The following is a 26014-nucleotide window of genomic DNA, read 5'->3' on the forward strand; positions in this document are numbered from 1 at the left end:
GCGGGCACCGTCCCGAGGCCTGTGGTTCGCGTCCGCGTGCCTTGCCTGTTCGTGTCGGTGCCCCGACTCTCCGGGGCACCGACCGTCCCCGGCCGGGCGCGATCGACCGGGCTGGGCCAACTTTTGGGCCTCCCCAAGCGGCCCGGACGTACGAGGAGCCGATCACCGCCCGCTGACCAGTGCAGCTGGTCAGCCGACCGCAGCTTCTTCAGCAGCGTTACGTGAAGTTGGTCCCAGACGTCGGCCTCGTTCCAGGTGGTCCGCCGTCGCCAGCACGTCATGCCCGGACCGAAGCCCAACTCCTGGGGCAGATACTCCCATTGAATGCCGGTATAGAGCACGACCAAGATCCCGCACAACGCCTGCCGGTCCGGCACCCGCGGCCTGCCCCCGCCCTTCTTCGGGCCTGGCTTCGGCAGCAACGGCTCGATCAGCGAGCACAGTTCATCCGAGATGGTCCATGGCCGCGGCTCATGATCAGCAGCCTTCTTGTTAGAGCCACTTAGAAGACATCGCAACTGGCTCAAAAATATGCTGGATATCGCAATGGCCATGGTGGAAAGGCTTGTACCGGACAGGTTGTGGGAGCTCTTCAAGCAGGTGGTTCCGGCGGCGCCGGTACAACCGCAAGGCGGAGGGCGACGCCGGTACGGAGATCGGCAGGTGTGGGCCGCCATCGTGTTCGTGGCCACGACAGGTAGCACGTGACGGCAACTGCCACCAGACTTCGGGGCATGCAGGACAACTGCGTATCGCCGTTTCACCGAGTGGAGTCGGGCTCACGTGTGGGGCAGAAAATGAGGCGCAGGCGGCGCTCCCCGACGGTGTCGAGCGCGACTTCCGCATAGCCGAAGGCATCAACTGACCGCGAGCGCCGCTCTGCTCGGGCCGCCCGGGATCGGCAAGACCCACACCGCCGCCGCCTTGGCGGTCGCGGCCTGCCGGGCCGGCTACTCGATCTGGGACCGGGCTGCTGCGCCCTCAGGCTGACGCGGCGTGGTCCTGATCCGCGCTGACCGGCCTGTCACGGTGTCGACCGCTCCACACCCGTGACAATCCGCAGCTACCGCAGGCGAGACTTCGTGGCCTGGACAGCATCCGCCCTATGGGATCGCAGTCGTCGGGCGCTGGAACGAACCGAGCGGCCTTCGCGCAACTGGGGCATCGCACCATGATCGAGCTGATGAAGTCGTACTCGGTACTGCGCGGATCGCGGAACCGACCAGTGGACAAGGCCATCTGGGGAGTATGCAACTGCACCGCAGATCAGTGCATCCCCATTCGGCTGATCACTCCCAGGGCCGCCGGCCACCCTGCCAGCCCTCAGGTCGTACGAGGTCGGTTCGCCTGCGTCGTTACCGAACCAGGCGGCCGGAAATCGGTCACGAGGAGGCAGCCGGAATTCCCCTCCCCAGTCGGGCCATGGCGCGGTCGTGGACGCGGCTCAGGAGCAGCAAGGCGCAGGTGGCGCCGATCAGGGCGCAGAACATGTCCCACTGGGTGTCCCAGACGTCTCCCTGGGTGCCCAGGAAGGCGTCGGCGGCGTCGCCTCCGGTGACCGCTGCGAGCCATTCCAGCATCTCGAAGACAGCGCTGAAGGCCAGGGTGGCGCAGATGGTGAGCGGGGCCAGCCAGCGGCTGCCGCGCAACGGGGATGTGCGGACGAGGAGTTCGCGTACCAGGACGGCCGGGACGAAGCCCTGCATGAGGTGGCCGAGGCGGTCGTAAGGGTTGCGGTTCCATCCGAGCCAGTCGCGTACCCAGTCCCCTGCGGGCACCTCCGCATAGGTGTAGTGGCCGCCCACGATAAGGACCAGGGCATGCGCCGCCAGCAGCCCACACAGCAGTCCACTCAACGGGAATCCGTGGCGCGACAGGATCGCCAGCGGCAGTCCCGCCATCACCCATACCGTCTCCAGAAGCCAGGTCGTCGGATCGGCCGCGCCGAACCGCGACACAACGAGCGCGACGGTCACCGTGACGGCGAGAACAGCCGGCAGACGGCGCCGGGGCGACGGACTCACGTCCTGTATCGGGACGGGGACGTGGTGGGTGACGGTCATCACCTGCTCCTCATGTCTCGATGCGGATCACCACTGTCGGGCTCAGCCGCGCCCGCCCTCATGAGTACCGCTACTCAGACCACCCCGTCACACCTCCCCGGTCAGGGTGAGTGATGACGGCACCAGCTACGGAACGCGGCAGGAACGTCTGGCGGCGCCTCTGGAGCAGGAAGCGGAGCGTGATCAGCTCTCTTGGCCGAGATCAGGACCGTCAGGAACCGGCTGCACCTCGACGTCAGTCTCGGCAGCGCCAGCAGGGCCGACGAAGTAATCGGACTCCTCGGCTTCGACGCCGTCAGATTGGACGTGAGGCGTGCCAGCAGCGACCTGAGCCGCTCAAACATCGACGGCAATCGATCAAGCTGCGGATTCACGCAGGTCAGGGCTGCAATGGAGGGCTGCGTTGCCGCCCTCTGTTGCAACTACGTGTTGCACCTATAGCGGCGGGAGACCCCGAGACGCCATGACGACGTTGAGAACGGGAGCCGCTGCCAGGCCGAGCGAGTCCGGCTCGCAGAGTGATCGGGACCTACACCGGGGCAAGCAGCGCGATGGGGCGACACCGGTCATCACCGTGACCAACATCCGGTACCAACAGATCGGGGTCCGGATGTGCCAAGCCATCGTCGAGCGGCCCGATTTCGTGGACTGCCGAGGAAGGAGACGAAAGCGGTGACGGGGGAGGCATGGGCGGGCACACTGGGGCTAACGTTCCGGTCGCGTCACCTCGCTGCGGGCGCGCCCTGACGCGGGATTGGAAAGCCGCACCGCCGATGGGCGGCGAGAACCCCTTCTGTCGGCACGTCTTCCATTACCGGCACGAGGACCTGGTGCCGCTCGCCCGCAAGGCCGGATTCGAGGTGGAGCGCAGTTGCGCCACGGAGGAGCGGGACTCCTCTTCCCAACTCCAGCAGTGGAGGCAACTCCGACTCTGCCGCACGACGTGAACAGCCCCGGGAGCACGGACACCCCCGCCGAGAGCGGCTGCGGCACACCCGTGGCCCCGGTCCGCCCCCACCTTCACCTCCACATGGAGCCGGAAGAACGTAAGCGCCGCGAACTTGGCCTGGCCCTAAGCGATTTCAGCTCCAGAGATCGGTTCTTCGCGGCGCACAGCACCGACCGCCCGGACCGGTCTTGGGGCTGCCCGGAGGATCTCGATCTGTTCCTCGTCCAGGTGCACGCCGAACAGCGTGCCCAAGGCGCGGACCTCGTGGAACTGCGGCTCTCGCCGCGTCGGCTGCTGCTGGACGGGATGGCCTGGGAGGAGTTCACCAGCACTGCGCAGCGAGTGCCGGGACCACTACGCGACCCGGTGGTTTCGGCGGTGTTACCGGTGAACCGGAACAGCCCGGCCGACTTCATCGGGGAGCTGACCGACCGAATCGAATCTTCTGCAGGATGTCCCGCTCCCCCTGTTCCACCGTCAGGTCGCAGGTGGCATCGATCTCGGAGAGGAACTGTGGCATGTCTGCCGACGTAAGGATTCGGGTGCGATACGGGTCCACGCGATTAAGCATTGGCAGCCCGCTGTTCACGCACAGAGTGGAGAACAGGTCCGCCCGGTCCCGGGTGAAGTCCACCGTGGTCAGCCGACGCTTCTTAGGGCTCGTTCCCCCCTGTGTCACCTGCATCAGCATCACGTCGACACCCACTCCCTAGGCCCTTCCCTCGTCCTGAACACTCACGACGGGGAGGAAGTCTAAGACGCCTCAGGTGGTCAGGCCCGCGCTGGTCAACCAGATGTGTTCGCATGTCGCCGACGCCTCCTGGAGCTTCTCACGGGATTCCTGTGAGGCGTGGTAGAAGGTCCGCTCGATCATCCAGCACAGGGCGCGTGCCATCGCCGGGGCCTGTTTTGGTTCGGTGCCGGCCTGGATGCCGGCGCGCTCCAGGACAGCGGTGATGGCCGCGATGAACAGGTCGGCTGTGTGGTTCCACAGCTCGCCGATCTCCGGCACGGTCAACGACAGGTCGATCGCCGTACGCATGACCAGGCCGTGCTCGTTCCACAGCTCGACCGTGCGCTGCATGGCTGCTGCAATGGCCTGGCGTGGCTCGTCGGTCTGCGCGGTGGCTTCGGACCGTTTCCACAGGTGCTCGACGGTCCGGGCCACGAGTGCCGCGACCACTTCCTGCTTGGAGCCGAAGTAGAAGTAGAAGGCACCGCGGGTGATGCCCGCGCCCTGGGCGATGTCTCCGACAGTCATCGCGTCGTAGCCCTTTCGCACCAGCAGGGCTTCGCAGGTGTCGAGGATGGCCCGCTCCCGGACGTCGCCCTTGCGTTCGGTGGCGCGGCGGCTCCGCGCGGGCTGGTCGCCGGGTGTCACAGCTGAGCGCCCTCGGCGAAGTCGGTCGTACGCGAGAGCGTTTCCCACGTACGGATGTCCTCGTCCACCGCCGTGCGCGCAGTGGTGACCAGCCGCAGCGCGTCCGAGCCCAGGACGAGGTGGGCCGGCGGCCGCTCGACCGACGTGATGTGCACGACCGCTTCCCCAGCCTTGGCCGGGTTGCCCAGTTGGTTCCCGCTGGCCTTCTGCCGCCCTTCACGGATGGGGGTGAACAACTCGTCGTAGTCGTCGATGGTCTGCGCGGTGCGTGTCATGGACCGTCCGGCCCAGTCGGTGCGGAAGGAGCCGGGTTCGATCGCCGTCACGTGGATCCCGAACTGCGCGACCTCCTTGCTCAGCGCCTCGAGGATGCCTTCCAGGGCGAACTTGCTGCCGCAGTAGGCGGACATGCCGGGCACGGCCATCAGCCCGCCCATGGAGGTGACGGCCATCAGGTGTCCGCGCCGGCGCCGGCGCATGTGGGGCAGCACTGCCTGCAGGGTGGCCGCCGCTCCGAACACGTTGACCTCGAACTGCCGTCGCACCTCGGCCAACGGGGTTTCCTCGAAGGTCCCCTCCAGGCCGTAGCCGGCGTTGGCGATGACCACGTCCAGCGGGCCGACGCTGCTCTCGACCTCGGCGACCACGCCGATTACGGCTGCGTCGTCCGTCACGTCCAGGATCCGGCCGTGCGCGTGCCCGGGCCCGAGCTCTTCGAAGGACCGCAGGTCCTTCTCGGAACGGACCGTGCCGACGACAGTGTGCCCGGCGGCCAGGGCAGCCTGGGCGAAAGCGCGCCCCAGACCCGTGCTGACGCCGGTGATGAGCCAGTTCTGCTGCGTCACGGTTCTTCTTCCAGAGAGGTCTCGCCAGAGAGCGGGTCGCCCTCTTCAGCAAAAGTCTACACTGTGTCGATTTTTGTCGTCACAATGTTGATTCTGATGGCGCTCGCGGAATGAATCCCCTGGCCATCCGCGTGCCGCGTACCGCGCCGATCGGCGCGGTCAAGGCCGCCGACTGTCAGTGCCGTGCGGCATCGCCCTTGTGTGGGGCGTCGGTCGCCGCGGTGCGGCTCGTGGGCTGCTCGCCGCTTACCAAGACAGGCATGACTTGGGTTGCATGGGGTGCTAGGCCGTGTATCGAAAGCGGATTTTGGACTGTTAATGATCATGGTTCATGGGTCGGGGAGATCTCACGGACGAGCAGTGGGCAGCGCTGGAGGCGTTGTTGCCGAAGGGCACGAAGGCGGGTCGGCCGCCTGTCCGGCCTCGGCGGCAGTTGATCGACGGCATACGGTTCCGGGTCCGGACTGGGTTCCGTGGCGGGACGTGCCCGTTGAGTACGGGCCGTGGGGCCGGGTCTACGACCTGTTCCGCCGATGGCAGCGGAACGGCACCTGGCACCGTATTCTCAGCCGACTCCAGCCCCTTGCGGAGGCGAAGGGGGCGGTCACGTGGGACCTGAACATCGACTCCACGGTCTGCCGCGCCCACCAACATGCGGCCGGGGTCGGCAAGCTGGGTGATCGACAGAAGGAACCGCCGGGCGGCATCTTCACCGAGCCCCCTGATCACGGGCTGGGACGCTCACGCGGCGGGATCCGATGCACCATCCCGGACAAGGCCTACCAGGCCCGCAATCGCAGGAAGACCAGCTCTCGCGGTGGCCGGCCGACCGCGCTTCGACCCGGTCGACTACCGCGAACGTGACGCGGTCGAGTGCGGGATCAACCGGCTCAAGAGGCACCGTGCTGTCGCCACGCGGTACGACAAGCTCGCGGTCCGTTGTGAATTGACTGTGCTGGTCGCTGCCATCAACGAGTGGCTGTGACCCCCGGCCGTCATACGGTGGGATCCACGTTCCAGCTCTCCGGCAGATCACTGCCGCAGAAGACGCAGATGAAGTCGTCCTCGCGCACGATGTTGTGCTCCTGGCAATCGGGGCACCGCCGGAACACCACCTCTTGGGTGAAGCCGCGGGGCCGCGCAAGTTCTATGCCGTCCAGAGCATGAGCGACTGCCGACCAGGAGCTTACGTCCGGACAGTATCCGGTGGACTGGTTGCTGACCTCGCCCACGGTCCACTGGTCTGCCTCGTACATGAAGCTGATCTCGCCAGCACTCAGAACCATGTCCCCGCTAGCGCAGGCCACGTGCTCGCTTCGCCGCGGCGCCAGCCGAAGCACACCATCCATGCCGACCACGAAGGTGAACGGTTCGGTCAACTCTGCTGCCGATCGCTCACCGATCCAGCTGTCGAAGTCAGCAGCCGAGCTGATCGGGCACCCGCCGCCGCCAGGCCGGACCGCAGCTTCCAACTCAACCGGTCCGACATACCTGTAACTCCGCCCCCGCGCACTCACGTCAGCCAACCTAAAGCACTTCTGACACACGCCCTAGCCGGCTTGTGAGCGCGGGGGTTCGTTGACCCATCCTGGGGCGCAGTGGCTGGCTCACTGTCATCCGCGCCCGGCGCTGGTGCACGGGCAGTGGGCGCAGGAGGGGTTGATCGCGCTGATCCCTTTGGGTGTCCGTTTCGACGTGCTGCGGGTGCCCCAGCCCCTGGGCCTGACGCTGCTGTGGGAACTGGGCGACGAGGCCGACAAGACAGCCGTCCTGGAAGAGCACACCCTGCCACGTCCCTGCCTGCACCTGCCGGTTAAGCCCGGCCGCATGGATGACCATTGGGGCGACAGCCCGGAGCAGACCATGCTGTCCCGCGGTGTCGACTGGCCTGCCCCCTCCCCCGCGGCCAACGCCATCACCGGGGTCCAGCAACACGGCCTGCTCTGGCGCATCCCGCCGGACGGCAGCGGACGCTTCGCCGACCCCGACACCCTCCACCACGCCCTGACCCGCGCACGCGGCCCCGCACGACAAGCAGCCCGCATCCGCGCCGCACACTCCGTCTTCTGGACAACCCGCCGCAACCGCCACACCTGAAAGACCCCACAAGCCGTCCACGAGCCGCGGGCCTCCCTCCTCATCGGTCCGGCAGAAGCACACCGGCATACGCCAATGCTGGTCCACTGATTCGGTACTCACTGAGCGGTTGGTCCGCGCCGCCGCCGCAGAAACGGGTCCTGGGCATCGGCCTGTGCGCGCCGTATCCGTGCCGCCGTATCCGTGCGTCGCTGGTCCGACTTTCTCGGGCCGGGCCAGCACCGGATTGAAGTTCGCCTCGGCGAGCCACCACGGTCGCATCCCACCCCATCGTCGCTACCGGTCACTACACGGCAGAATCTCAAGAGTGTCGCGGAGCGGCCTACGCGGAGCACTCGTCCGCTGCGGCCCGTATCCGAGCCGCGGCACCATTTGCAGGTGCCCCATCACCGGCAGAAGGTCGCGGGCCGCCACGAGCTCCCCGTCTTGATGCGAACCCCCTGGCACCTGGCATTCCCTGCTACTACAGATCGGCGTGAGCGGCTGGCCGGGTAGCCGGCTGGAAGCGGAACGAGAGCGCCTCCATGAAGCGCTTGCGCTGGGTCTTCTGGACGGCGGCGATACGCCAGTGGCCATCGGCCTCGCGCACCACTGTGTAGGTGGCCAGCTTGCCCAGGCGCCTCGGCCGGCGCTTGTGGACCTCACCACGGGCGACGACCACGGCCGTGTCCGGCCCGTGGAAGCGCAGGTCGATGATCTCGACGGTCAGCTTGACGTCCTTAAGAAAGCTGTCGAACAGAGCCTGGTGGGCGCGGCCGATCTCTGGGCCGCCACGGTAGACGGTTCCGACGTAGGTGACATCGGTGGCGTCCGCGGTGAACTGCTCGCCGTAGGCGGTGCCGTCACCGCGGTTCCAAGCCGCCGCGCTGCGCTGCAGGAGCGCGCGAATCTCGGCGATGTCGTTGCCCCGGACGGCTTCGGTGGCAGGCATGCTGTTCCCCCTACATGGTAGCTTCACTGGAGCAGTTACTTTATCCAGGCAGTCTCTTCTTTTAGGAAGAGAGTAGAGAGAGGGGAAGTCAGTGTCAACGCCTGCGATGCGAGCCGAGGCCGGCGAGGCCTATCGGCGCTACCTGAGCGCGGTGATGTTCCACGGCCACGCGAGTGCCCGGGCGTGCGAACTCGGTGCCACCGACCTGTACGCGCTCAACATCCTTCAACTGACCGGGGCCATGACCCCCGGCGAACTGGCAACCCGCACCGGGCTCACCACCGGTCCGACGACACGCCTGATCGACCGCCTGGAGCAGGCGGGCTACGTGCGCCGGGTGCCCGATCCCGGTGACCGGCGCAAGGTCATCGTCGAACCGACCGGCAGCCCCGCCGACCTCGACCGGATCATGGCCCCCGCACGGCAGCGGATCGGCGAGATCCTCACCGGCTATTCGCCCGAACAACTCGACGTCCTCTTCGACTACTTCACCCGCGCCACCGAGGCGTACCAGGAGACAGCCGAGCAACTGCGCAGCTGACCCAGGCGAATCGCCGCACTCGACCCAAGCCCTTGACCGCGTTGGCGATCGGCATGGTGAGGATGTCGCCGGGCTTGCGGAGCGGGCCGGGTTCCGCCACGGTGACGGTGGGCGCGAGGAGCATGCCCAGGGCTGCTGTGGCAGTGGCTGCTGTGGCGAGAAGACGCACGAAGGTCCGTTCTGAAGATGACGACAGTTCGTGATCTTCGTAGCGGGACCGGTGGTCTCCAGTCAGGGACACGCGCCATCGCCTCACTCGCAGGTGCGCAAGAATCGGCACGTCGTACCGCGCGACCCGACGGTCAGTTGCCCTGTTGCGCAGTGCGTGACCAACATCGACGACGCCCCCTGGCGCAGGACCCACCGTCCCCGCTTCTGCAACTGCTCACGCTGGAAGACGCACACGATCTGATGCTGCTTCTCGCCGCGGTCCTCGCCGGCGCGTAAACGGACAAGGACTTCGCCCGGTACCTGCTGATGAACCTCGCCGGGCGCACTCAGCGCAGTGGCGCCTCAGCCCTTCTCGTCCCCACCGATAGGACCTGCCCTGGCGATCATCCGTTAAGGCGCCTCGCTGATATTTTGACCGGAATCGTGGGAAGGGGCGGGCGAATTCGTGGACAGTGACCTGCGGCGTGCGGTGGTCGTGACGCTTGGCGAGCTCCGGCGAAGCGATGACTGGCGTGACCGGGCGGATGCCGGTCATGGCCTGGCAGGGTTCGCCGAGATGCCGGAGGCCGTAGAGCTCCTGCTGGACCTTGTGCTCGACCATGGTGACACCTTCGTCACCCGGCAGACCACGGAGGGCCTGCTTCGGCGAAAGGACAGGGTCGGACTGGCGATAGTCGCGTCCGCACTGGCAGTCGCCAACGACAACCACGCCGATTACATCCACACCGCGATCGTCGATGTCTTCAGCATCTTCTCGGACGATCTGGACGAGGCGCTACGGATCTGCGACGAGATGTTGGGCGACAACGACGATCGTGTTGCCCAGGGGGCCCGTCGGCTGCACGAGAGCCTGGTAGAGATCGATCCTGTTCCCCGCCCCGCATAGCGGCGGTTCGATTGCTGTTGTGAGGTGCAGATCCTCGACTACGACAGCGCGGAACGTTGCCGGATCCGTGACGCGGAGCATTCCCGTTGATCATGTGCGGAGCCAGATCGTGAGAGCTGCCTCAGTGGCGGTGCCGAGGTGGACGTCATGGCGCTTGTCGTAGCGGGTGGGCTCGACAAGCACAGCAACCATCACCCCAGACTGCCGCAAGATCCCGCCTACTGAAATGGCGTCCCATGCCGGCGAACTGGCGTCACGTACGGTCTGCGACATGACGGCAGAGGATTCGAAGGCTCCAGTACCCCGGGGTTCTCTGACCCGTGTCACGGGACTTTGACCGCGTACCGTCGCACGCCTCAGACGCAGGCGAAGGTGCGCATGGCGTCCTTCCGGCGCACCACCTCACAGCGGGCCGCCCGCTTGAGTTTCGCCACCGACATCGTGAGATGGCCGTCGCCGAGCCGGGCGGTCGCCGCGGCGAGTTCGACGAGCGTCAACCGGCTGCCTGGCGCAGAAATTGGGACCATTCCCGCAGACGCGGGGAGCACGAGTCGATGACCGACGGGCGCACCGCTCCCCGCGCCCGCGGGGATGATCCCAAAAGGCGGGGCACGTTGTTGCCGCGGCTCTTCGTGCTGGGCATCGGGCTCACCACGGCCAGGCCATGCGCGGCGGCCACGGTGGCGTAGGTCCACTTGTTCGTGCCGCCGGGTCCGGCAACTGCCCACGCCCGCCGCACCGCACCTGGGACGCCTCAACAACCTGGGCCTGGAGTCCAAGTCACCGTAGAATCAGCAGTCCTTTGCGCGCGTCGACCGACCCGTCAGGAGCTCTCGTTGACCCATGCCATGGAGGACTCGGCCGCCGAGTCCCTCGGCGCTACACGGCACCGGCTGGATCCCGCGGGCGGTTGCCCACATGCGCTCAACGCGCGGCTGATGACGCGCGGCGCCGTCACCCCGGTGCTGATGCCGGATGACGTGCCGGGCGCGGTCGTGCTCGGTCACGACGCCCTCAAAGAGTTCCTCGCGCACCCCGACGTCGCCAAGGATGCCCGCCATTTCACCGCCCTGGCGGAAGAGCGGATACCGCAGGGATGGCCACTGCGCACGTTCGCGACGGTCCCGGGAATGACGACGGCGGACGGTGACGATCACCGCCGTTTGCGCTCGCTGGTGAGCCGCGCGTTCACCGCACGGCGGGTGGAGCAACTACGGCCCCGCGTCGAAGAACTGGTCGACGGTCTGCTCGACTCGATGGAGCAGACCGCGGCCGCCGACGGCGTCGTCGAACTGCGCCGGCACTTCGCGCTGCCGCTGCCGATGAGTGTGATCTGTGAACTGTTCGGCGTGGATGTGGAGTTCAGGGACCGGCTGCACCACCTGTCGAGCCAGATCGTCGCCACGGACACGACTGCCGAGGAGGCGGTCGCCGCCAACCAGGAGATGGTGGCAGTTCTCGCGCGCGTTGCCGCGGCCCGCACCCGGGAGCCGGGCGACGACCTCACCTCGGCACTGCTCGCGGCCCGCGCAGAGGACGGTGACCGGCTGAGCCCCGAGGAACTGATCGGGACGCTGATGCTGTTCGTGGTGGCCGGGCACGAGACGACACTGAACCTGGTCACCAACGCGGTGCGTGCGTTGTGCGGGCACCGGGAACAGCTCGACCTGGTGCGCGCCGGGGCAGCCACATGGTCGGATGTCGTGGAGGAGACACTGCGCTGGGACAGTCCGGTCAGCTACTTTCCCTTCCGCTATCCGACCCGCGACCTCGTCGTCGACGGCACAGTGATTCCCCGCGGTACGCCAGTGCTCGCCGGCTATTCGGGCGCAGGCCGGGACCCGGGCGTACACGGCGCGGACGCCGCGCAGTTCAAGGTCACGCGCTCGGCAAAAGGGCGTCACCTATCGCTGGGGCACGGACCTCACTATTGTTTGGGCGCACCACTCGCCAGGCTCGAAGCGACTGTGGCCTTGGAGCGGCTGTTCACCCGCTTCCCCAGTCTCGACCTCGCCGTGCCGGACGACGAGCTGCATGCAAGTTCCGGGTTCGTCGGCAACAGCGTCCTCCGCCTGCCGGTCAGACCAGGGCCTAGTGCTCTGACCGGGAAGGTTTGCCGGGTTGAGTAGCTGGGACCGGGCAGCTGCGTCCTCAGGCTGACGCGGCGTGGTCCTGATCCGCACTGACCGGCCTGTCACGGTGTCGGCCGCGTCGGCCGTGCGTGTCACGCTTCTCGCCGTGAATCAGACGCAGCCGGTGTGACTGGCCGCGTCGCGACGAGGCAGCCTCCTGACGCTCGCTCCCGTGCCGGTTGATGTGCTGCTTCGAGTGGGCCATACGGTCTTCCAAGCGGTCCATGCCGAAGAGGAGTAGCCCCATCGCCGGCAAGAGCGTGAATGCTATGTAGAGCATCAGGAGCTGCCTCCCCGTGGTCGCACTCTTCGCGTGCCCGGCCCAGAAGGGTTCACCGGCGCAATCGTGTGGAGGTTGTGTGACGCGAGGAGTGCGCCGTCCAACTGGCATGCTCAAGAACTCCGTTGTCACTCCCCGGGGAGGTTTTGCCGGGCGTCGCGCGGACATGTGAGCTGCCAGGCACGCCAGAGTCGGCGGCCGCCCGGCGCCCGGGTGCGCCGGGGATGTCCCACGCCGTTCGCGGCGGAGAGGAGCACGAGGATGACGGAGCTGAACGCTCGGCTGACGCCCTTCCCGATGGAGGCGCATGACATGACGGCCGACCGCCTGACAGGCCCGGAACTCGTCGGCTACATGGTGGAGGCGACGGACGGCTCGGTGGGGCGGGTGGATGCCGTCTCGAAGGAGGCCGGCCCGGAGCATGTCGTCGTCGACACCAGGGACGTGCTGCTGAGCAAGAAGGTGCTGCTCCCCATGGCGGCCGTCACCACGATCGACGAGAAGGCCCAGCGGCTCCTTGTCGGGCACGACGCGGAAAGGATCAAGAGTGCACCGCGCTTCGACCGCGAGATGCGGGTCACCGATCCGGGCTTCCTCGCACTGATCAACGAGCACTACGGACTTCCCGGCACCCCCTGAGCGCACGCGCCCGCCGAGCGATCCCCGCGGACCATGTCGCCGAGGCGCGGCAACAGGGGATGAGTAGTTGGGGTGCAAGAAGTGCCCGGGGACTTGACGCCGCGCTCAGCCGTGCTCCGGCTCCACCGGGAGCTACGGTTCTGCGTCGGCCGTGGTCTTCTCCGGCGACAGGCAGACGCGCAGGATCTCGGGCCCGGGGCGGGTGCGGTACGGGTTCGACGGGAACCACTCGGTGAACACGTCCCGCCACAGTTCCTGGATGGCCCGCGACGCCGGCCCGGAGGTGGTGAAGACCGCCCAGGCGCCGGCCGGGACGGCCGCCGAGGTGATCACGCCGTTGAGGTAGTCGAGTTCGGTGCCCTCGGCGGGGCTGAGGTCCAGGCCGTCGCAGACGGCGACGATGCCGTGCGGCTCCTGGTCCGAGACCTGCTCCAGGCACTCCAGTATCCGTGGGCGATCCCCCGGACGATGTCCATGATCGCCTGGTTCGGTCCGGCGTGCACCAGCGGTATCCGGATCTTGAGTCCGACGACGGTGAAGTCCGTCTTGTCCACGACGCGGTAGCGCATACTGCTCCTCCTCCCCTCGACGGTGAGCTCGGCGGTGAGACGGAAGGCCACCCGGGACCGGTAGTTGAGCACGGCGCCAGTCGGAGCCGACGTGACCGCGTTCGGTGTGCAGTACCTGCCAGATCCCAGGATCGCGGCCGGCCAGTTCACCTCCCGTGTCCTGGAGGCTCATCAGGAACCCGACGCAGCGGCGATGCCCCACGTAAGCGAGATCGGCCGGGATGGCATCTCCCGGGTGGCACTGGCGGAGCAGCAGGCCGCCTTCAGCAGCATCCTGGGAACGCGGCAGGACACCCCGCGCATTGCACTGGTGGCTCGGCTCGGAGTAGGAGATCGCTCGCTGTCGCGCTGGGTTGGACTCGGGGTCATTCGCGTCCTTTGGCTTTGTCGGCGGTGGCCGGCCACTCTCCTTGGGCCATGACGCGGGGGACGGTCCCGCGCGGTGGGCGGCTCGTACTCGTACCGGGAGAGACGGGCGACGAGCGGCTGACGGCGTAACGCCGCGCTCACCACACATGCAGCGGCTGCGGTTCCGGTACGGCCAGCTCCGTCAGCAGATGCGCGTACTTCTCGGGCTGTGTCTCGAAGTCGACGCGAGCAGCGATCCCGGCCGGGTCCGCGTCGGGGCCGCGCAGCAGGTCGATCGACGTCTGCGTGAACTGGTCGACGGAGCCGCGCTGTTCGACCGTGACGAGCAGTCGACGCAGCCTGCCCACCGCGTATTTGGCCGCTGCGCGTTCCTTTGCGCCGGCTCGGAGCATCTGCCGCCGGCCGGCTGCGGGCCCGGCCTTCTCCAGCAGGGGTCCCAGGAGGTCTGCCAGCTCGGCCGCGCTCTCTGCGGCGGCTCGTCCCTCGGGGCCGACCCGGACCAGCACGTTCAGGGCGTTGAGCAGGTCGGCGACGCGCGGGTCGGACCGCTCCAGGAGTTCCCGGCCCGCGCCGACCCGTACCGCACCGTCGGCCAGCACCTGCGCCGCGGCAGTCAGCCGCTCGGCCGCGCCCGGCTCCACGCCGGGCAGTCGGGACAGCACCGGCGTCCCGGCATCGAGCACGTCCCGCGCGGTCCAGATGCGACATCGCCGCAGTTCAGCGGCGTCGAATCCACCGTCCGCCGCATGCCACAGCTCCTCGACGGACACCTGCCCGAGGGCCTCGTCCACCAGCGATTGCCGCAGCGGCTCCCACGCCGCGCGCACCGCGTCCACGGCCTGTGCGTGATCCTGTGCGAGCCGACTCGCGAGCTGCTCAAGGCGGCGTGCCGTGCGGACGGACGAGGGACTCGCGCCGCTGAGCCGGTACAGCGAGCGGATGTTGCCGCCGACGACCCCGACGATCAGCACCACGAGCGACAGACCGACCAGGTTGTCCGAGAGGTCGATCGCCTTGTCGTGCTCCGCGTCGCCCTGGCCGAGGACGAAGAGGTCGCCTTTGTCGGACCCTTCGCTCACCATCCATCCGCTGTCCCAACCGTGGCCGGTGTCGGGATCATAGGACCGGCCCTTGAGCAGAGGGTCCCGGTCGGGGTCGCACTGGTAGTGCCCCTTGCGCCGCTCCTTGGCGTAGGGGTCGGCCCAGGAGACGGTGCAGCTCCCGTCGGACTTCTCGCTCAGCACGGTCAGGTCGATCTGCTTCGTCTCGGGATCTTCCGGAGCCGTCGCATAAACCGCGAAGGAGACCCCGAAGATGACCAGGCCGAGCGCGACCACCCACCGGAAGAACGGCACATGTCTCACTCGACCCCACCCCTGACCTGCACGTTATTGCGTACGCAACTATTTCAGGGGCGGAGGAGGTACGACAAGTCCGAGAAGTCGGCAAAGCGATGTGGCCTGTGCGTTCCGACTTCCGGCAGCTATCGCGCCGTCATATCCCGAATGTTCCCAACCGGGCGCCTCGCCGCCGGTGTCGCGAGCGGCTCGACACCCCGGCCTGACGAGAGTCGCACCTATGTGTGCGATCGGCGACGGTCGCGGCGACCACGGGCGATGAACACCGCGCCCGTGCCGAGCACCAGCGCGTCACCGGCGAGTGCCAGCGTCGCTCCCCTACCGGAGGAACTCGTAGAGGTGAGGTCGCTGTCCTGGTCCTACAGGGCAGAGGTGTCCTTCAGCGGCGACCTGCGGCACGGACGACACTCCGCCGTGAGACGGTTACTGGCATGGGAGATACAGCACCGGGCAGCGAGGTAGTACTGGAGACGAGCCGTCTGGTACTCAGGCCGTGGCGGGCCACCGAGGCTGCTGTCCAGCGCGAGCTGTGGACCGAGCGTGACCCACGGGTGCCGGCGCACCGCCAGATCGACGCGGACGGGCACCCCACGGTCGCCGAGCTCGAGGATTCGATCCGCACCCACCAGGTGTGGTCGAGCGGGTTGCTGGCAGTCGAGCGGAAGGCTTCTGGTGACGTCATCGGCTACTGCGGGGTGGTCGACAACGAGCGAGGGCCGGCGGGGGAACCGGAACTGGCATTCGAGCTACTGCGTCGTGTCTGGCGCCAGGGGTATGCGACCGAGGCCTCGCTGGCGGTTCTGGACTGGGCGAGGTCTTCTGGGTACGAACGCGTGTGGGCCACTGTCTGGGACTGGAACATCGCCTCTCGACGTGTGCTGGCCAAGGTCGGGTTCACCGAGACCGAGCGGAAGGAAGTGGACCCGGTGCACGGGACCACGCTGTTCGCCGTGCGACAGCTCTGACGCACCTCGTCGATCCACGCGACGCTGTCCACGCTCTCCTCTGGAAGCCCATTACCTCGGCAGTCAGCACACCTCCAGGCGAGAATGAGGTTGCTTGGACCTGCACGCTTCGGACGCATGACCGACACCCACGACTTCCCCGACGACCTGCTCACCGAACAGAAGCACGCCGCCACCCTCCACGACTAGGGCGTGTCCGGGGCCCTGCAGCCGGTTCAGCAGCGCGTGCTCACGACGGAGCCTGAGCTCAGCGTCGGGGCCCTCGTAGGTCTTCTCCACGACAGCACCATCGCCGACGGCGTGGTTGGTGTAGCCGTGCCTGAGCGGACGCATCCGCTGATCAGCTGGCACGGGAGACCCTGCCGACTACCGGCTTACACCATCCCCGCCCGCCGTCGCGGTCTCCTCTCGACGCCCTCCCATTACCGTCTTCGTTGCTGATAAGGGGAGGGAACTGACAGGCCGTGGAACGGTCTTGAGCTTTGCCTTGCTTGCACGACATCCGCCGCTGCGGGCAGCTGGCCTGTCACACCGGCCCGGCGAAGCTGTGCGGCCGCGCCCCTGGCCGGCCGGACTCAGTCCCACCGCCCTTTTGATCTGGCAGAGAGTGGACCCGGGGCGAGCTGGGGTCTGTTGCGAGAGTGTCGGTAGTCGGTGCTGTGAGTTCCGGTGCGGCTGGCTGCTACGTTCCGGAGCCATGACCGACAACGTGTATGTGGGCAATGCCGGCAAGGACGCGGCGCTGGACCGGGGCTGGCTGCTGGGGCATTTCAAAGACGCATCCGATCCTCGTCACAGCGAGGACGTGGAGATCAAATGGGGTGTCCACCCGCAGGGCGATGAGCGCGCTCAGTGGGTGACCGGCGAGGCACGCACCGCCCTGTTGGTCCTCATCAGCGGGCGCTTTCGGGTGGAACTGCCCGGGCGCAGTGTTCTCTTGGCCGAGCAGGGGGACTACGTCGTGTGGGGCCACGGCGTCGATCACTCCTGGTTCGCGGAGGAGGAGTCTGTGGTTTTGACGGTCCGCTGGCCCTCGGTCCCCGGCTACCGGGTGACCCCGTGAGTGGTGGGGCACGGCCATCGACGAGTGGCTCTGAACCGTGCATTCGATCCACGCCCTAAGGCCTGTCCCGTAAACGACCAACGCCTCAGGGGCGTCGGGGGTAGTCACGGTGATCGGCATACGGTGACGCGAGGTCGAGCAGGTCGTCGCAAGGCCAGGTCTCGCCGTCGTACTGGCAGTCATCGCGGTTGTCCCACGGCAGTTCGGGGTCGTCTGTGGCAGGACTGAGCACATGGCGGCCGAGCACGCGGCGCTTGGCCTCGACCTCCCGCAGGACCCGAGCCGGGTCGTGCAGCGCGACGTGTAGGGCGATCGTGGAATGGAAGCCGGAGAGTTCTCCTTGGCAGAAGTCGACCGTGTGCCCGTGAGCGGTCCACTCCCCGCAGCCGTCACCGTCGCAGCGTCGAGCCAGGTCAGCCTCCTCATCCAGGCGTGCGTGGAGGAACGTCACCAGGTCTTGACTCATGAGGTCATCCTGGATGATGTGCCAGGCCCGGTCGCCTGATTTCCATGCTGCGGGCAGGACCCGGCCGGTAGGGCGACAGTGGAATGATCTTGCCGTGGCTGGTGTGATCACGGCGTCGGAGCCGTCTTGGATAGCCCCGTTCGCCGGGCTGAGTCCCCGCATCTTCGGCAAGTTGGTGACTCAACTGCGGCACGCAGGTGCCGATGCGGGCGGCCGGGGTCGGCCGTGGAAGCTGCCGCTGGAGAGCCGGGTGCTGCTGGTCACCACGTACTGGCGGACCAACCTCACCATGCGACAACTGGCCCCGCTGTTCGGGGTGTCGAAGTCGGCCGCAGATCGGGTGATCGACCACCTCGGGCCGAAGCTCGCTCTGCAGCCCCGCCAACGGTTCGCCAGGGACTCCGTGCTGATCGTGGACGGCACCTTGGTGCCCACCCGCGATCACAAAGTCGCCGAGCAGTCGAAGAACTACCGCTACTCCACGAAACACCAGGTAGTCATCGACGCCGACACCCGCCTGGTCGTGCTGATCGGCCAGCCTCTGCCGGGTAACCGCAACGACTGCCTGGCCTGGGCGGAATCCGGTGCCAAAGCCGCCGTCGGCAACACCACGACCACAACCTCACCCTCGCCGGGTAGGTGAGTCAGCCCGCCCTGAGCCAACCAACTTCCGACCAGCCGGAAGATCCATTACGGGACAGCCCTTAGGCGGGGGGCGACTCGTCGGCGAGCTGGTTGTTGCGGTCGATCTCCGGCATGTGTGTCTCGGCCCAGAGCCGCAGGGCTGAGAGCGGACTTTCGAGGGACAGGCCGAGTTCGGTGAGCCGGTAGTGGACGGCGGGCGGCACGGTGGGTTCCACCCGGCGCGCGACCAGGCCGTCGCGGACCAGGCTCTGCAGGGTGACGGACAGCATCTTCTGTGAGATGCCGGGGATACGACGCCGCAGTTCCGCGAAACGGACCTCGTCCGGAGCCTCTTCGGCCAGCACCTTGACCGCCATCGACGTCCATTTGGTGCCGATCCGGTCGAGCAACTGACGGGTCGGGCAGAGCGGATCTTGCAGATCTCCCCGCTCACCGGGCCGCCGGCCGGGGTCGCCGGGCCTTGATGTGGTCACTCAGGGCTCACCACCTGAAGGGAAAGTGCCGTCTTGGACGGACCAGGTTAGTTCCTTACCGTGACCTGGTCACCATTCCTCACCACATACCTGGAGCCTTGCCATGCCCGAGCTGCGGCGCATACCCGTCAACGGTGTCGAACTGAACGTCGCTCTCGCCGGATCGGGCCCGGCCGTACTGCTGCTGCACGGATTCCCGCACACCTGGGAGCTGTGGACGGACGTCACGGCCGGCCTGTCCGACCGCTACCGCGTCATCGCGCCGGACCTGCGTGGGTTCGGCGCGAGCAGCCGGGCCGCCTCCGGGTACGACGCGGGCACCCTGGCCGAGGACGCCGCGGCGCTTCTCACCACGCTCGGCGTGTCCTCGGCCGCGGTGGTGGGCATCGACGCGGGTACCCCGCCGGCCTTCCTCCTCGCCCTGCGTCGGCCCGGTCTCGTCCGGCGCCTGGTCGTCATGGAGTCCCTTCTGGGCAGGCTGCCCGGCGCCGAGGACTTCCTCGCCGGCGGGCCGCCGTGGTGGTTCGGCTTCCATGCCGCCGCGCCCGGCCTTGCCGAGACCGTGCTGGAGGGCCACGAGGCCGCCTACGTCGACTGGTTCCTGCGCTCAGGGACACTCAGCGACGGGGTGCGCCCAGCCATCCGGGACGCCTTCGTCCGCGCGTACACCGGACGCCAGGCGTTGAGCCGCGCGTTCTCGTACTACCGGGCGCTGCCCGAAAGCGCGGTACAGATCGAGCAGGCAGTCGCCACCGGCCGCCTGACGGTGCCGACGATGGCGTTGGGCGCCCGGCCCGTCGGCCCTGCGCTGGAACGCCAGCTCCGCCCGGTCGCCGACGATCTCATCGGACACGTCATCGAAGACTGCGGCCACATCATTCCGTTGCACCGCCCGCGTGCCCTGCTCGCGCTGCTGCGTCCCTTCCTGGCCGGTGCGGGCGCGAAGGCAGCTTGAGCGGGCCCGGGGCCGACTTTCGACACACGCCCTACAGGGCGACTCCGTCCCGGCTCACGGACGTCGGCCTCCATCTGCAGCTCCGCAAGCATCCCCTGCCAGGTGCTGTCAGCCGGTCCGCGGCCATGCCGCTCGTAGGCTGGTTTCACAGCTTCAGCAGTCAGGGCGAGTTGCCGACCTGCGCCCGCAACGCTGTCCCCGACTTCCCGACTCCCCGATTCGGACCTCCGACACACGCCAGTCATCCGGGAGGTCCCGGTCCTGACCGAGCAGCGGAGGGGCGGGGTTGGACCATGCGGGGCGGTGCTCCTCCGCTCAGCTGGTGGGGACGATCCGCGGCAGATGCCATGCGTGGGCGGTTGTGTGCGTTGGGGGGGGCGGGTTGTGCGGTGGGGGGCGGGAGGGATGGGTCGTTGGTTGGAGTGGGGTGGCTGTCCGGTTCGGTGGTGGGGGTGCGGCTGGGGCGGTACGGACACGCCAACCTTACGTAGTAGCTGCTCACTTTAGATTTCGAAAATATCATTGACGCGGCGTAAAGCGAGTGTCATTGTCCACGGCATCACGCCCGACCCGCGTCGTGCCCTCTCCCCCACCGTGCACGCGGAGCCGGCGCCTCGTGCGGGCCCGGCGTGTGCGGGCTGCCACTTTTCCAGCCAGGAGAACAGCAATGACGCTCAACAGCGGGACGACGACGTCCCCAGGCCCCACCGCGGGGGCAGCCCGGACACGGGGATATGCGGGAACACTGGCTGCCGCCTGCGGCGCGGTCTTCGTGGCCCAGGTCGCCAATGCCTTGCCGGCCTCGCTGAACGGGCTGCTGCAGGAGGACCTGAACACCCACGGTTCCCAACTGACGTGGATCACGGCCGCGTTCATGGTCGCCGTCGTCTGTTTCGAGTTCACCTTCGGTGTCCTCGGTGACCTCTTCGGCCGGCGCAGGCTGGTCGTGACCGGCACGCTGCTGCTCGCCACGGGCAGCAGCGTGGCCGCGCTCGCACCCACCGTGCAGGTCCTGTGGATCGGCGCGGCACTCAACGGGCTGGGCGCCGGCGCCATGTTCCCCGGCTCGCTGACCGCGATCACCGCAGTCACGCGCAGCGCGCGGCAGCGGGCACACGCGGTGGCTCTGTGGAGCGGCTTCCTGTCGGCCGGTGCTGCGGTGTCGCCGTTGCTGGGCGGCATGTTCGCCAAGATCGGGTCGTGGCGCGGTTCCTTCTGGGTGCTGGTCGCGCTCGCTCTGGTCAGCGCGGTGCTCACCGTGTGCCTGGCCACGGAGTCGACGGCGCCTCAGGGCCGCCGGTTCGATGTGCCCGGTCAGATCACCTTCGCTGCCGGTCTGGTCCTGGTTCTGTACGGCGCTGTCGAGGGTCCCGAGTCGGGGTGGACCGCGCCTGCCGTCATCATCGCCTTCGCGCTGGGCGCCTGCTTCCTTGCCGCCTTCGTGGTGGTCGAACTGGGGGCCGCCTCCCCCATCTTCGACCTGACACTGTTCCGCAACCGCGGCTTCGCCGTCTCCTCCGTCGTCGCGGTCATCGGAATGCTCGCCTTCCTCGGCGCCTGCTTCGCAACCAGCATGTGGCTGGGTCCCGTCCAGCAACAGGACCCGATCCGCGTCGCCATCCCGTTCCTGCTGCTCCAGGGCCCCGCCTTCCTCCTCATCCCGCTGGTGTCGCGGCTGTTGCACCGGGTGGCCCCCTCGGCGCTGCTCACCTGCGGATTCGTACTGATGGCGGTCGGCTGCCTGCTGTGCTCACGGCTCGATGTCACCGACCGCGGACTCGGCGCATTCGTCGCACCGGCCCTGCTGATCGGCATCGGCTTCACCCTCACCGTCAGCCCGATAACGGCCGTCGCCCTCGACAGCGTGCCGACGCCCCTGGCCGGCATGGCCAGCGCCACCACCAACATGCTGCGCGACCTCGGCTTCGCCCTCGGCCCCGTCGTCGTCGGCGCCGTCGCACTGAGCAAGGCCGGATCGTCATTCACCGCCACCCTGCCCGGCGCCGAACTCCCCGCCGCCCAGAAGGCCGCGGCACACCAGATCGCCGAGGCCGGCGGGCCCATCGCCGTCAACAGCCTCCCGGCAGGCGCACCGGGGTCCGCCGCGCACGGGCTGGCTCTGGACGCCCTGGGCAGCGGATTCAGCAGCGCGTTCCTGGTATGCGGCATAGCAGCAGGTATCGCCGCGCTCGTAGCCGCCGTCGGCATGGTCGGCCTCCACACCCGCCACCGTGCCGAGGATCAGGCGGTCAAGGCGCCGCAACCCGGAAACGGCAGCGGGGCAACATCCTCCCCCACCATCCCGCATCCCTGACGGACAACCCCGCCCGCCGGCTACTGCGCGGCACACCCACACAGCCCAGCGCGTAGTCGGCGTCCTTATCTGCAAGTGCTCGGCAGGTGCCGCACGTCCCGCGCCAGATCGAAGCGCAGTACCTGCAGAACCTCCAGCAGCCGGTCCTCGCTCAGAGCGGAGTCCTGGACCCAACGCCCCTGCGCCCGGCCCACCTTGGAGCTATTTCCTGAGAGCCGGAACGGCAACAAGGAATTCTGCGGATCCCCAACTCAACGTAGGCGATCGGATCTCCGGGCCAAGCCTCATGAGTAGGCCGGCCCGTCAGGGCGAAACCGGCCGGCTCACGCAGCAGGGAGGGAAGAGATGTTCGTCGCCCGTCGCATCTCGTAGACCGCTGCCGGCTCAGGAGGCGTCAGGCTCCCAGAGCTTCGGCGCGACGCGCGACGGCTTTGTTCATGGCATGGAATTGGGGAAGCGTGTCAGCCTTCAACTTTCCCTCGAAGAACGGCACCGCAACCCCGGTGAAGCGTTCGGTCTGCGTCAGCCTGACTCGGTTCGGACCGGTCTCCTCGATGAGGAAGCGGTGCTCACCGTCGGCGATCCAACCCGGCCCCATCTTCCCGATCCAGCGCAACTCGTGGCCGGGGGTCGCGGTGAGCACCTCGGGCTCGAACGTGGTGTCGCCGGACGAGTCGTGCATGACATTGCGCAGCTTCGCCCCCTTCTCCAGACGGCCTCCTTCGGAGGTGACCTCCGACGAGGTGATGAACGGGTTCCACTTTCCGTAGGACGGGAAGTCGGCCAGTACCTGCCAGACCTCTGCGGGTGTCGCCTCGATCTCTATGGAGGCCGAGAGGTTCACCGGCCTGGTGTTACTCCACGCCGTGTACCCGGCGAGCGCGACACCGAGGGTGCAGAGCGAAGCGAGCACGCGGTGGCGGCGCAGCAGGCCTCGGCGAGGCGCGGGGGTGGGAGCGGACGGGTCGGCAGGAGTGGTGGGGATGGTGGCGGTCATCGCGGTTCCTCTTTCGCTTCCGGTACAGGTACGGGCTGGGCGGAGGCGCCGTTGAGCGTGCTGGTGACCAGGCCGTCGACGTAGGCGGCGTCGAGGGGCCGGCCGGTGATGAGCAGCCGGTAGTACAGGGCGCCCGCGAGCTGGTCGAAGATGACGACCGGATCGACGTCCCGCCGCAACTCGCCGCTCTCCTGGGCCTGTTCGATCAAGGTGTGTACCAGCGTGTTGCGTCGGGCGAACATGGCCCCGACGGCTTCGCCGACATCGGCGTGCCGTGCCGCGGCCGCGACGACCTCGGCGACCAGTCCGGCGGACTGCTTTCGCGCCGATGCCGGGCGGCCGGCCTGGCGCATCCGGTTGAGCCCGTCCGCGATCTCGTTGAGGTATCGGGTGAGATCCGCACGGACATCGCCCGTGTACTCCACAAGCACCTCGTCCTGGACGCGGGCCACGACAGCGACGATCAGATGGTCCCTGGTGGGCCACCGCCGGTACAGCGTGGTCTTCGCGACCCCGGCCTGCGCGGCCACCTCGTCGACCGAGAAACGGTCGTAGCCCCGGGCGAGCAGCACTTCGAGGGCCGCGTCCGTGATGCGGGTGTCGGCACTTTCACTGCGCGGCCGACCGCGCCTCGGTGCTGGTTCTGCGGGGGACATGCGCCCAACTCCCTTTTCGCTACGGCCGTTTCGTAATGGAAGGTAGCGACCCCTTCGGCATTACGCAACGGGCGTAGCGAAAAGGGAGATACGGAAGCCGGCCATTGCGGGTCCTCGCGCTTCTCCCTGCCGTACGCAGACAGTGGCGGCGCCTCACGTGATCCACGCCCGAGTCCCCGCCCCAGGCGCTTCCACCGGTCTCGCACCGCGGCCGTCTGCCGTTGGGCGGGCGGACGAGGCGAACGGGTGCTGCCCTTTGGCAGGGACCGGTTCTCAAGGCGCCCGTGACGTGTCCCTCTCGCTCAGTTCTCGGGTTCCGCCGGGTCGCTGAGCCAGTTCACGACGTCGATGTCGACGGCCCTCCCCTCGGCTGGACCGTCGCCGGACACGAGTCGGCAGCCTCTCCCCTGCATCCGAGGTCACGGCATGAGTGAATAGGGGGCATGCTTGTCGACTTCACGTACGACCACGACGGTGAACGGCTCAGCGGTGTGCACGGCGGTGAGCCTTCCAAAGGAACCGCCGTAGTGCTGCACGGGGCAGGCAAGAGCAGCACACAGCAACTGCTCCCGTTGGTAGCGGAGTTCGTGGCCCGCGGCTGCCGCGGTATCGCCTTCGACTTCTCCGGCCACGGCCAAAGCAGCGGAACGCTTGCGGAGTTGAGCCTCAAGCGTCGGTTCGAGCAGGCCGTCGCGGTGATCGACGCGTACGCGGGAACACATGCGCCGCTGATCCTGGTGGGGTTCAGCATGAGCGGTCAGACGGTGGCCGATCTCGCCCGGCACTACAGGGACCGGGTAGCGGCGCTGGGGCTCTGCGCGCCCGCCGTGTACGCCGCCGACGCGTGGGACATCCCCTTCGAGAACGGCAACGGCCGATTCAGCGAAATCATCAGACGGCCGGAAAGCTGGCGGGAAGCGCCCGCACTCGATGCACTGCGAGCCTACGAGGGCCGGGCCGTGCTCGCCGTGCCGGGCACGGACGCGGTGATCCCGCCAGCGGTGACCGAGGCTGTACAGGACGCGCTGACCGCCCGCGCACAGTACACGCGGTTCGACCTCCCGGAGGCGCAGCACCAGCTGGGAACGTGGCTCTGCGATCACGGCGACGACCGGGAGGAGTTCGTGGGAGCGGTCATGACCGGGCTCGGCGACGGGGGCTGGTCAGCCACGCGCGCGTGGGTGGACAAGCAACTCGGCCACGGCCGCGAGGTCACCGGCTCGCGTCTGCTCTCCGGTGGCTGGAGCTCACAGATGCGTGAGCTCAGACTCGACGACGGCACGGACCTCGTGCAACGGACCTTTGTGAAGCCGTTCTTCCGCCACCACGGGCCCGGGCTGCTGGCCCGCGAGGCATCCGTCCTCACACTGCTCGCCCGGCACGCAGCCATCCCGGCCCCCGAGCTCCTCGCTGTGGACACCACGGCCCAACACTGCGACCACCCGACTCTGTTGATGTCCGCACTACCGGGCCGCGTCCGCGTGGACGACGAGGACCTCGACCAGCGCCTGGACCTGCTCGCGGCACAGCTCGTCCGCATCCACAGCGTCGTACCGGACGAAAGACCGCGCACCTACCAGGCGTGGACATCCCCCGAGCGCGCCCGCACCCCCGACGGGCCCCTGTGGGAGCGCGCCGTGGACGCCATCCGCCGCGATCCGCCGCCGCACCAGGGCCGCTTCCTCCACCGCGACTTCCACCCCGGGAACGTGCTCTTCACCGAAGCCGGACCCACACTGCGGATCACTGGCGTCGTGGACTGGGTCGAGACCTCATGGGGACCTGCCGACCTGGACGTGGCGCACTGCTCGACCGCACTCGCGCTGCTGCACGGACCGGCGTACGGGCTGGACTTCCGCGAGCGTTACGAGGCGCACGGCGGCCGCGACCTCGCCGACGGCCCCGCCCACTTGTACTGGCGCCTGCTGGACACCCTGGCCTACTGCCCCGACGCGGCGAAACTGGCCGGGCCGTGGCGCGAACTGGGGCGCGACGATCTCACGCCCGCGGTCCTGGGAGAACGGCTGGAGGCGTACGTGGACGGACTGCTGAAGAGGTACGGCTGACCGGCCGATGACCCCGCCTGCCACACCGCCCCGAACAGGCACACACTACGGACGCCGGGTCGGCAACCGGACTCGAAGCGGGAGCCCGCGACCCCACTCCGGGCAGGCGGCCTGGAAACGATCCACACGAGCGCGCATCCCAGCAAGCACGGGCAACAGCAATCGCTTCTGACTTCGCGGATGCGGCGCTCCGTATCGGCACA

23 protein-coding genes and 6 pseudogenes are annotated in these 26014 nt (G+C 68.0%); 15 read left to right on the forward strand and 14 right to left on the reverse strand.

Annotation, left to right across the window (positions count from 1 at the left end):
• Positions 1-281: 281 nt before the first annotated feature.
• Positions 282-554, reverse strand: a pseudogene (locus ACFVDP_RS07430) (transposase); the annotation flags it as partial.
• On the opposite strand from ACFVDP_RS07430, the pseudogene ACFVDP_RS07435 reads away from it, so the two are divergent.
• Both ACFVDP_RS07435 and ACFVDP_RS07440 read left to right on the forward strand, forming a co-directional pair.
• Positions 541-795 (forward strand): annotated as a pseudogene (locus ACFVDP_RS07435) (transposase); the annotation flags it as partial. The pseudogenes ACFVDP_RS07430 and ACFVDP_RS07435 overlap by 14 nt on opposite strands.
• 72 nt (positions 796-867) lie before the next feature.
• A pseudogene (locus ACFVDP_RS07440) lies at positions 868-963 on the forward strand (ATP-binding protein); the annotation flags it as partial.
• A gap of 419 nt (positions 964-1382) precedes the next feature.
• Here the strand turns inward: ACFVDP_RS07440 and ACFVDP_RS07445 are convergent.
• The gene (locus ACFVDP_RS07445) at positions 1383-2063 is read right to left on the reverse strand and encodes a DUF2238 domain-containing protein (protein WP_383484823.1); all 681 of its coding nucleotides are present in this window, start codon (positions 2061-2063) and stop codon (positions 1383-1385) included.
• Positions 2064-2836: 773 nt separating this feature from the next.
• Between ACFVDP_RS07445 and ACFVDP_RS07450 the strand changes: the two genes are divergently transcribed.
• Positions 2837-3010: a hypothetical protein gene (locus tag ACFVDP_RS07450; RefSeq protein WP_383484826.1), complete on the forward strand. Its 174-nt coding sequence runs from the start codon at positions 2837-2839 to the stop codon at positions 3008-3010.
• 414 nt (positions 3011-3424) lie between these two features.
• On the opposite strand, the gene ACFVDP_RS07455 is transcribed toward ACFVDP_RS07450, so the two are convergent.
• Genes ACFVDP_RS07455 through ACFVDP_RS07465 form a run of 3 tightly spaced genes read right to left on the reverse strand, consistent with a single transcriptional unit; the run spans position 3425 to position 5238 of the window.
• The gene (locus ACFVDP_RS07455; protein WP_383484829.1) at positions 3425-3718 is read right to left on the reverse strand and encodes a hypothetical protein; all 294 of its coding nucleotides are present in this window, start codon (positions 3716-3718) and stop codon (positions 3425-3427) included.
• 57 nt (positions 3719-3775) lie between these two features.
• Positions 3776-4393, reverse strand: coding sequence for a TetR/AcrR family transcriptional regulator (locus ACFVDP_RS07460; RefSeq protein ID WP_383484831.1), 618 nt, complete (start codon positions 4391-4393; stop codon positions 3776-3778).
• A complete protein-coding gene (locus ACFVDP_RS07465; RefSeq protein WP_383484834.1) occupies positions 4390-5238 on the reverse strand; it encodes an oxidoreductase in 849 nt (282 codons plus the stop codon). The genes ACFVDP_RS07460 and ACFVDP_RS07465 overlap by 4 nt, the downstream gene beginning before the upstream one ends.
• Before the next feature lie 331 nt (positions 5239-5569).
• On the opposite strand from ACFVDP_RS07465, the pseudogene ACFVDP_RS07470 reads away from it, so the two are divergent.
• Positions 5570-6223 (forward strand): annotated as a pseudogene (locus ACFVDP_RS07470) (IS5 family transposase).
• Positions 6224-6233: 10 nt separating this feature from the next.
• Here ACFVDP_RS07470 and ACFVDP_RS07475 read toward each other — a convergent pair.
• Positions 6234-6710 carry a hypothetical protein gene (locus ACFVDP_RS07475; protein WP_383484837.1) on the reverse strand — a complete coding sequence of 159 codons (477 nt, stop codon included), beginning with the start codon at positions 6708-6710 and terminating at the stop codon, positions 6234-6236.
• A 187-nt stretch (positions 6711-6897) separates the two neighbouring features.
• Here ACFVDP_RS07475 and ACFVDP_RS07480 point away from each other — a divergent pair, with 187 nt between their 5' ends.
• Entirely contained in the window at positions 6898-7335 is a 438-nt protein-coding gene (locus ACFVDP_RS07480) for a hypothetical protein (protein WP_383484840.1), read from the forward strand.
• Between the two features lie 463 nt (positions 7336-7798).
• Here the strand turns inward: ACFVDP_RS07480 and ACFVDP_RS07485 are convergent, their stop codons facing one another.
• Positions 7799-8266, reverse strand: a complete 468-nt coding sequence (locus tag ACFVDP_RS07485; protein WP_383484842.1) for an SgcJ/EcaC family oxidoreductase — start codon at positions 8264-8266, stop codon at positions 7799-7801.
• Positions 8267-8357: 91 nt separating this feature from the next.
• On the opposite strand from ACFVDP_RS07485, the gene ACFVDP_RS07490 reads away from it, so the two are divergent.
• Positions 8358-8807: a MarR family winged helix-turn-helix transcriptional regulator gene (locus ACFVDP_RS07490; protein ID WP_383484845.1), complete on the forward strand. Its 450-nt coding sequence runs from the start codon at positions 8358-8360 to the stop codon at positions 8805-8807.
• Between the two features lie 616 nt (positions 8808-9423).
• The gene (locus ACFVDP_RS07495; protein ID WP_383484848.1) at positions 9424-9864 is read left to right on the forward strand and encodes a hypothetical protein; all 441 of its coding nucleotides are present in this window, start codon (positions 9424-9426) and stop codon (positions 9862-9864) included.
• 356 nt (positions 9865-10220) lie between these two features.
• Here the strand turns inward: ACFVDP_RS07495 and ACFVDP_RS07500 are convergent, their stop codons facing one another.
• Positions 10221-10361, reverse strand: coding sequence for a hypothetical protein (locus ACFVDP_RS07500; protein WP_383484851.1), 141 nt, complete (start codon positions 10359-10361; stop codon positions 10221-10223).
• 351 nt (positions 10362-10712) lie between these two features.
• On the opposite strand from ACFVDP_RS07500, the gene ACFVDP_RS07505 reads away from it, so the two are divergent.
• Together ACFVDP_RS07505 and ACFVDP_RS07510 are read left to right on the forward strand one after the other, a co-directional pair.
• Positions 10713-11993, forward strand: a complete 1281-nt coding sequence (locus tag ACFVDP_RS07505; protein ID WP_383486025.1) for a cytochrome P450 — start codon at positions 10713-10715, stop codon at positions 11991-11993.
• A 544-nt stretch (positions 11994-12537) separates the two neighbouring features.
• Complete coding sequence (locus tag ACFVDP_RS07510) at positions 12538-12915, forward strand: PRC-barrel domain containing protein (RefSeq protein WP_383484854.1); 378 nt, start codon at positions 12538-12540, stop codon at positions 12913-12915.
• A gap of 132 nt (positions 12916-13047) precedes the next feature.
• Here ACFVDP_RS07510 and ACFVDP_RS07515 read toward each other — a convergent pair.
• Together ACFVDP_RS07515 and ACFVDP_RS07520 are read right to left on the reverse strand one after the other, a co-directional pair.
• Positions 13048-13565: pseudogene (locus ACFVDP_RS07515) on the reverse strand (GyrI-like domain-containing protein); the annotation flags it as partial.
• A 425-nt stretch (positions 13566-13990) separates the two neighbouring features.
• A complete protein-coding gene (locus tag ACFVDP_RS07520) occupies positions 13991-15217 on the reverse strand; it encodes a hypothetical protein (RefSeq protein WP_383484856.1) in 1227 nt (408 codons plus the stop codon).
• A 425-nt stretch (positions 15218-15642) separates the two neighbouring features.
• Between ACFVDP_RS07520 and ACFVDP_RS07525 the strand changes: the two genes are divergently transcribed.
• A complete protein-coding gene (locus ACFVDP_RS07525) occupies positions 15643-16176 on the forward strand; it encodes a GNAT family N-acetyltransferase (RefSeq protein WP_383484859.1) in 534 nt (177 codons plus the stop codon).
• Between the two features lie 697 nt (positions 16177-16873).
• A complete protein-coding gene (locus tag ACFVDP_RS07530; RefSeq protein WP_383484862.1) occupies positions 16874-17239 on the forward strand; it encodes a signal peptidase I in 366 nt (121 codons plus the stop codon).
• Between the two features lie 85 nt (positions 17240-17324).
• Here ACFVDP_RS07530 and ACFVDP_RS07535 read toward each other — a convergent pair whose 3' ends face one another.
• Complete coding sequence (locus ACFVDP_RS07535) at positions 17325-17705, reverse strand: DUF6221 family protein (RefSeq protein ID WP_383484865.1); 381 nt, start codon at positions 17703-17705, stop codon at positions 17325-17327.
• 94 nt (positions 17706-17799) lie between these two features.
• Between ACFVDP_RS07535 and ACFVDP_RS07540 the strand changes: the two are divergent.
• Positions 17800-18321: pseudogene (locus tag ACFVDP_RS07540) on the forward strand (transposase family protein); the annotation flags it as partial.
• An 88-nt stretch (positions 18322-18409) separates the two neighbouring features.
• On the opposite strand, the gene ACFVDP_RS07545 reads toward ACFVDP_RS07540, so the two are convergent.
• Positions 18410-18823: a winged helix-turn-helix transcriptional regulator gene (locus tag ACFVDP_RS07545; protein ID WP_383484868.1), complete on the reverse strand. Its 414-nt coding sequence runs from the start codon at positions 18821-18823 to the stop codon at positions 18410-18412.
• A gap of 103 nt (positions 18824-18926) precedes the next feature.
• Here ACFVDP_RS07545 and ACFVDP_RS07550 point away from each other — a divergent pair, with 103 nt between their 5' ends.
• Together ACFVDP_RS07550 and ACFVDP_RS07555 are read left to right on the forward strand one after the other, a co-directional pair.
• Complete coding sequence (locus tag ACFVDP_RS07550; RefSeq protein WP_383484871.1) at positions 18927-19778, forward strand: alpha/beta fold hydrolase; 852 nt, start codon at positions 18927-18929, stop codon at positions 19776-19778.
• Positions 19779-20445: 667 nt separating this feature from the next.
• Positions 20446-22092 (forward strand): MFS transporter, encoded by a 1647-nt coding sequence (locus tag ACFVDP_RS07555; RefSeq protein WP_383484873.1) that lies wholly within the window; start codon positions 20446-20448, stop codon positions 22090-22092.
• A gap of 394 nt (positions 22093-22486) precedes the next feature.
• On the opposite strand, the gene ACFVDP_RS07560 is transcribed toward ACFVDP_RS07555, so the two are convergent.
• Positions 22487-23089 (reverse strand): SRPBCC family protein, encoded by a 603-nt coding sequence (locus ACFVDP_RS07560; RefSeq protein ID WP_383484876.1) that lies wholly within the window; start codon positions 23087-23089, stop codon positions 22487-22489.
• Complete coding sequence (locus tag ACFVDP_RS07565; protein WP_383484879.1) at positions 23086-23745, reverse strand: TetR/AcrR family transcriptional regulator; 660 nt, start codon at positions 23743-23745, stop codon at positions 23086-23088. Before ACFVDP_RS07565 ends, ACFVDP_RS07560 begins: the two co-directional genes overlap by 4 nt.
• A 443-nt stretch (positions 23746-24188) precedes the next feature.
• Here ACFVDP_RS07565 and ACFVDP_RS07570 point away from each other — a divergent pair, with 443 nt between their 5' ends.
• On the forward strand, positions 24189-25811 hold the full coding sequence (locus ACFVDP_RS07570; RefSeq protein WP_383484882.1) for an alpha/beta fold hydrolase: 1623 nt from the start codon (positions 24189-24191) through the stop codon (positions 25809-25811).
• Positions 25812-26014: the final 203 nt, after the last annotated feature.

This window comes from Streptomyces sp. NPDC057694, assembly GCF_042799415.1.
Taxonomy (GTDB): Bacteria; Actinomycetota; Actinomycetes; order Streptomycetales; family Streptomycetaceae; genus Streptomyces.